This window comes from Staphylococcus sp. SUC_1.2 (assembly GCF_026222585.1).
In genome coordinates this window covers 1-4,887 of record NZ_JANJPM010000059.1, presented here as the reverse complement: position 1 = coordinate 4,887, position 4,887 = coordinate 1, and the positions used below count along the sequence as shown (strand labels likewise).

General features: G+C 30.6%; 7 protein-coding genes. 6 read left to right on the top strand and 1 reads right to left on the bottom strand.

From position 1 onward, the window contains the following. Both elxI1 and NR218_RS12395 read left to right on the top strand, forming a co-directional pair. Positions 1–216: epilancin biosynthesis-related protein ElxI1 (gene elxI1 / locus NR218_RS12400; protein WP_416346230.1), on the top strand; the 216-nt coding region annotated here is incomplete at its 5' end. Between the two features lie 263 nt (positions 217–479). Beyond that, positions 480–1,403, top strand: a complete 924-nt coding sequence (locus NR218_RS12395; RefSeq protein ID WP_265848597.1) for a replication initiation factor domain-containing protein — start codon at positions 480–482, stop codon at positions 1,401–1,403. Positions 1,404–1,749: 346 nt separating this feature from the next. Here the strand turns inward: NR218_RS12395 and NR218_RS12390 are convergent, their stop codons facing one another. Then, the gene (locus NR218_RS12390; RefSeq protein WP_265848595.1) at positions 1,750–2,136 is read right to left on the bottom strand and encodes a plasmid mobilization protein; all 387 of its coding nucleotides are present in this window, start codon (positions 2,134–2,136) and stop codon (positions 1,750–1,752) included. Between the two features lie 386 nt (positions 2,137–2,522). On the opposite strand from NR218_RS12390, the gene NR218_RS12385 reads away from it, so the two are divergent. The 4 genes from NR218_RS12385 to NR218_RS12695 are packed head-to-tail and all read left to right on the top strand — an operon-like array spanning position 2,523 to position 4,437. Next, on the top strand, positions 2,523–2,903 hold the full coding sequence (locus NR218_RS12385; protein WP_217878005.1) for a plasmid mobilization protein: 381 nt from the start codon (positions 2,523–2,525) through the stop codon (positions 2,901–2,903). Then, on the top strand, positions 2,888–3,076 hold the full coding sequence (locus NR218_RS12380) for a hypothetical protein (RefSeq protein ID WP_265848594.1): 189 nt from the start codon (positions 2,888–2,890) through the stop codon (positions 3,074–3,076). Before NR218_RS12385 ends, NR218_RS12380 begins: the two co-directional genes overlap by 16 nt. Further along, entirely contained in the window at positions 3,063–4,004 is a 942-nt protein-coding gene (locus NR218_RS12375) for a relaxase/mobilization nuclease domain-containing protein (RefSeq protein WP_319946537.1), read from the top strand. The genes NR218_RS12380 and NR218_RS12375 overlap by 14 nt, the downstream gene beginning before the upstream one ends. Positions 4,005–4,050: 46 nt before the next feature. Continuing rightward, the gene (locus tag NR218_RS12695; protein WP_306766707.1) at positions 4,051–4,437 is read left to right on the top strand and encodes a DUF334 domain-containing protein; all 387 of its coding nucleotides are present in this window, start codon (positions 4,051–4,053) and stop codon (positions 4,435–4,437) included. Positions 4,438–4,887: the final 450 nt, after the last annotated feature.

Below are 4,887 nucleotides of genomic sequence, written 5' to 3'. Positions count from 1 at the left end.
TTAGATGGATTAGCTTTTATTTGTGTAGCATTATTATTTTTAAAGTATGCAGTTACGTTTGCTAATATGATGTTTGATTGGCACTTGCGTTGGTATTTCTTAGAAGATATTCCACATATGTCACTTATATTATTTATCTTGTTGTTTGTTTTTGCAGTTCCGTCAGAAATGATTAAAGATAAATATAAAGAGAAAACTGGACGTAGCTTAAAATAATTTAGCTATGAGATAATATAAATGCTTAAATAAAAAAGACCTGATCTAATTAGACCAAGTCTTTTGATAGTGTTATATTAATAACAAAATAAAAAAGAAGTCGTCCACACCCTCGCCAAAGTTAGTGAACGACAACCACCAAAAAATCATATGTTGTTTTTTTATGAGTTTGTATATTTAGATATTAAACGATATTTAAATATACATCAAGATATAAATTCGGGTGGACGACTTCTTAAAAATAATTAAGGAGTTGTTTTTTTATGAGTAAAAAAGAGCAAGAAATTTATTCAAAGCAAGGCACATCACAAGAAGTTACAAATTACACCTCAACCGGATACTCTAATAGCCGGTTAAGTGGTAATTTTTTTACCACCCCTCAACCAAAATTAAGTTTTGATGCTATGACAATTGTTGGAAATCTTAATAAAAATAATGCTCAAAAACTATCTGAATTTATGAGTATTGAGCCACAAATTAGACTTTGGGATATTCTTCAAACAAAATTTAAAGCTAAAGCACTTCAAGAAAAAGTCTATATTGAATATGACAAAGTAAAAGCAGATACATGGGATAGACGTAATATGCGTGTTGAATTTAATCCGAATAAACTTACGCATGAAGAAATGCTTTGGTTAAAACAAAATATTATCGACTACATAGAAGATGATGGGTTTACACGATTAGATTTGGCTTTTGATTTTGAAATTGATTTAAGTGATTACTACGCAATGACTGATAAAGCAGTTAAGAAAACTGTTTTTTATGGTCGTAATGGTAAACCAGAAACAAAATATTTTGGTGTTCGTGATAGTGATAGATTTATTCGAATTTATAACAAGAAACAAGAACGTAAAGATAATGCAGATGTTGAAGTTATATCTGAACATCTATGGCGTGTAGAGATTGAACTAAAACGAGATATGGTTGATTATTGGAATGATTGCTTTAATGATTTACACATTTTAAAACCTGATTGGACTGCACCTGAAAAAGTAAAAGAGCAAGCAATGATTTATATGCTACTTCATGAAGAAGATGCATGGGGGAAATTAGAAAGACATGCGAAGTATAAATATAAAAATTTGATTAAAGAAATTTCTCCAGTTGATTTAACAGATTTGATGAAATCAACTTTAAAAGCTAATGAAAAACAATTGCAAAAGCAAATAGAATTTTGGCAATAAGAAAAAAGGGGAGAACTATAATGAAAAAAGGTAACGGCTTTGTAATTATATGTATATTGATATGTATGTTTGTTTTGGTTTCTATAGTAATTAAATATAATGCTATACCCGAATATATTTTACAGTTATTAGAATTAGTGCTAGGGGTAATTTGTATAAGCGTAAGTTTATTATACATGAAGGAAAGAAAATTTTTAAAAGCCACTTTTTCTATTATAGTTTCTATTGTGATTGGTTTAGAACCTTTATGCTATTTCATTGAGTTAATATTCGGTTTAATTTATTAGTGTTAGGAGATTTTCAATGAAGTTAAAGTATTAGAACTATATAAATAAGGACGCTCTAGTTATAGGTTTTCTCTGTCTTTTTTTAAGTTCATAATAGCTTTTCTTAATTCTGTATCATGTTTAAAACTATCAAAGTCAATAAAGGCATTTTCATTTACATGTTCAAGAAAAAGATCAAATAGATTAGCTTTTTCTTTGAATGTATCTCTCTCGCTTTTTAAAGCATTATTACTATTTTTGAGTTGCTCTATGATTTCATGCAAATCATTCGTATCATCTTCACTTTTAATAACTGTTGGCTTAATGCGATTACCTAAAGCAACAAGTTTTGTATAGCTGGTTGGGTTAAGATGACGAATTTCTGCTAATTTTTGAATTTTATTGTACTCATCTTGTGTTAAGTTAACGTTTATAGTTTTTGCTTTTTTATTAAATGAACTAGGCATAAAATAACCACCTTTATGTATTAGTAATTACTCAACAAATTTTAACATATAATAATGAGTAATTACTAATTTAATTTGCACTTATTTTTATGAGTAATTACTCAATTTAAATATATTTATATTGATTAGTAATTACTCAATTATAATGCTCACTTTTTTGAGCATTTGGTATTTAGCAATTACTCAATAGTAATTGCTATTTTTTTCAATAGAAAAAAATCATAAGGGGCTTGGGGATATTCCCCAACAAGCCGGTATTTTTAGCACGAAGTGGCTAGAAAATACGACGCTTGCCAAACCACTTTATTACTTGATGAAATTTAGATTATGATTTAATCTAAATTTGTATTAAGTAATAATTTTCGAAGAAAGTGTGGTGGGATTTAATGAGCGAACAAAACGATTTTGTGAATGGCGACGCTACTGTTGGGAAAAACCGTAAACCCAACCGTAAGGAGCCAAAACAAATTAGTTTTCGTGTGAGCGAGTCCGAATATTTAAAGTTACAACAATCTGCGGAAACTTTAAATATGAGTGTGCCTGCTTTCGTAAAGAAAAAGGCACAAGGCAGTCGATTAGTCGTACCAAAATTTGATAAAGAAACGCGACAATCGATTGCGAAAGATTTAAGTAAATTAGGAGCAAATATGAATCAGATTGCTAAATATTGCAATCAACATCAACATGAAAACCCAGATTATGACGCTTTAAGTAGAAATATCAATACAGTACGTGAAAGGTTGAATGAAATATGGGAAAAAATTTAGAAATAATAACAAGTTCAGTTATATTATTGCTTGCTTTTGTTTTTTCAATTTGGAGTTTATATACCAATTCATATTCAATAGCAACAATAATGTTAATCATAGGAATTATTAATATTGGCTATTTAGTTAAAGAGATAAAAGAAAAACGAAGTGATGAAAATGGCCACGACTAAATTAGGCAATACGAAGTCGGCAAGTAGAGCGATCAATTATGCAGAAAAGCGAGCAGAAGAAAAAAGTGGCTTAAATTGTGATGTTGATTATGCAAAATCGGCATTTAAACAAACAAGAGCCTTGTATGGCAAAGAAGATGGTATTCAAGCACATACAATTATTCAATCGTTTAAGCCAGGCGAAGTAACACCTGCACAGTGTAATCAACTAGGTTTGGAATTAGCAGAAAGAGTAGCACCAAATCATCAAGTAGCGATTTATACGCATACTGATAAAGACCATGTACATAATCATATTGTTATTAATTCGATTGATTTAGAAACAGGTAAAAAATATCAAAGTAATAAAAAGCAACGAGAATTAATAAAACAACAAAATGATGAAGTTTGCAAAGAGAATGGGTTAAGCGTGACAAAGCGAGATACTGCGAAATTAAGGTATACACAAGCCGAAAAATCGTTGATAGAAAAAGGTAAATATTCTTGGAAAGACGATTTAAGAGAACAGATTGAATATGCTAAAGAGCATACAAACGATTTAGAGAGCTTTTCAGAGCATTTAGAAGAAAAAGGTATCTCATTTAAGGTAAGGGGCAAAAATGTCTCCTATAAGCCTGAAAACGTCAATAAATGGGTACGTGGCAAAACGCTTGGTGAAGATTACGATAAGGGGGCACTAGAATATGAGTTTGAGAAACGGGAAGAACAATCAGTCCACGACTTCGCAGACAAACACAGAGTCAACTGGGACGCAATCGAACGAGAAACAGAGCGACTTAAACAGGAAAGAATTAAACGAACTAAAAAAGCAGAACAAATTGCTAGTGAAATTCATTACAGAACTCCAACACAAACAGACCGAACACGAAACGCAGAAAGCAAAACTAATAACAGAACTAAGGGAAGAGACGAAGGACTTTCAAGATAAAAACGAAACAATACAGAAAAATTTTGTTAAAAGTCTTAGTGGTCGATTGCATGATGTAGATACGACGGAAATCAATAGACGAGTAAATTCGCAATTAGAAGAAATAAGATCAGATAACAAAGCCATGTGGGAAGAAATGAAGAAAATACAAGAGAATTATAAAAAGCGAATTAGGTTTTTATATTTTACGTTAGGAACAATCATGCTAGTGTTTATGTTTTTTGCATTAATTATGACAATGGGAACAGATATATTATCCTTTTTCAACGTAGAGACACTTCAGAAAGCCATAGCGAGCAAAATAAAGTCATCTGAAGGGTTTATATCATTTTTATGGTATTTGGCTTATTATGCCCCTTATATTGTCTTTATCGGACTATTTATATTTATTTATGAGTGGTTACGAAGAAAGTTAGACGAAAGATATTTTTAAATAAAAAAACTCTTAATAAGTTTATTCAACTTACTAAGAGCGATTTTCGAATTTCTATCACAATTACTAAACTTTTTTAAGTAATTCTGAGGGGGAGTCGCTACTCCTATTACTAATTATAGCAAAAGGAGGAGTCAAAGTGGTTACTATTGTAAGTTGGATTATTACTTTCGCTATTTTAGTTGTTATAGGTTCAATAATTACGAAATTAAAAAATAAAAAGTAGAACACGCAATTATGCCGAGAAAACTTATTGTTTGGAATGAGCGATATGTTAGCTAACAGAGTTAGCGAGTTGGTTGGTGGTTTGTTGGGATTAATCCCAACGAAGTACCAACTCAACAACATATCAAGCTCTGTTGGTTCCAAACAATAAGGAAATTGGAATAATGCAATTATGATATCGTGAAATAAAAAGGGATGATGAAGTTGAAAGTTATAACTAAAATT

Excerpts from the sequence above, each read along its gene's own strand:
- NR218_RS12385 (WP_217878005.1), top strand. The coding sequence starts at position 2,523 with ATGAGCGAACAAAACGATTTTGTGAATGGCGACGCTACTGTTGGGAAA.
- NR218_RS12390 (WP_265848595.1), bottom strand. The coding sequence starts at position 2,136 with ATGCCTAGTTCATTTAATAAAAAAGCAAAAACTATAAACGTTAACTTA.
- NR218_RS12375 (WP_319946537.1), top strand. The coding sequence starts at position 3,063 with ATGGCCACGACTAAATTAGGCAATACGAAGTCGGCAAGTAGAGCGATC.
- NR218_RS12395 (WP_265848597.1), top strand. The coding sequence starts at position 480 with ATGAGTAAAAAAGAGCAAGAAATTTATTCAAAGCAAGGCACATCACAA.
- NR218_RS12380 (WP_265848594.1), top strand. The coding sequence starts at position 2,888 with ATGGGAAAAAATTTAGAAATAATAACAAGTTCAGTTATATTATTGCTT.